This window comes from Dietzia cercidiphylli (assembly GCF_014145145.1).
GTDB classification, from domain to species: domain Bacteria; phylum Actinomycetota; class Actinomycetes; order Mycobacteriales; family Mycobacteriaceae; genus Dietzia; species Dietzia natronolimnaea.
Map to the genome: position 1 here is coordinate 1 of NZ_JAALEA010000312.1, position 1,052 is coordinate 1,052.

At 72.4% G+C, this 1,052-nt stretch carries 1 protein-coding gene; it reads right to left on the bottom strand.

The window, feature by feature from the left end:
• Window positions 1-1,052: sensor histidine kinase (locus G6028_RS11475; RefSeq protein ID WP_241730700.1), on the bottom strand; the 1,052-nt coding region annotated here is incomplete at both ends.

The window sequence follows — 1,052 nt, forward strand, 5'->3', positions numbered from 1 at the left end:
GCGCCGTGCCCGGGGCCGTCGCTGGCCGCGCTGACGCGACCGCCGTGGGCCTCCACGAGTGCCCGGGTGATCGCCAGCCCGATGCCGCTTCCCCCGCCGTGTCGGCCGCGGGCGGTGTCCACGCGGTAGAAGCGGTCGAAGAGGTGATCCAGGTGGTGCGCGGCCACTCCCTCGCCGGTGTCGGTGACAGTGACGGACACCCGCCTCAGAGCCACCGTGTCGGTGCCGGACGTCCTGGTGCCGGTGTCCGCGGGGAGCAGGCTGGTGCTGACGGTGACGGAACCACCGGCAGGGGTGTGCCGAAGTGCGTTGTCCAGCAGGTTCCCCAGTACCTGGCCCATGCGGTCGACGTCCACGGTGACCTCGGCGTCGACGAGGTCGCGGGCGGTGAGCTCCACCCCCTTGTCCGCGAACCGCTCCCGGGCGGCGTCGAGGGCGGTCCCCACCAACCCGGCGATGGTGGTGGGGACCGGATGGAGGCGGGTCAGGTGCTCCTCGACGGCCGAGACGGCCACGATGTCCGACGCCAGGCGTTCGAGTCGGCGGGTGGCCGTCCACAGCACCTCCCTGGTGTCGTGGTCGTAGTCCCGCACACCGTCGTCGACGGCCTCGAGGTAGGAGTCGATCGTGGCCAGCGGGGTGCGCATCTCGTGACCGAGATCGGCGAGCATCCGGCGTCGCGTGGTGTCGGTGGCGTCGAGTCTCCGGGCGAGTTCGTTGACGCTCGTCGCGAGGTCGTCGAACTCCCGCCCCAGCTCGGGGCTCGCGACGCGCGTGTCGTAGCGTCCGCCGGCGATCTCGGCGGTGGAAGCGGTCACCACCGCGACCGAACGCTGGACCCTGCGGGTGAGGTACCAGCTCGCCAGCAACGCCAGGAGCACCGCGACGCCCACCGCCAGCCCCCACGCCAGGACGATCGAATCCGTGAACGCCTCCTCGACGTGGGCGGCCTCCGCGGAGTCGTGCTCGATCCCGGCCTGCCCGAGGTGGTCGTGGAAGATCTCGGGCGCCAGCACCGAGGCGACGAGCCAGGCGCTCCCCGCGCAGCCCAC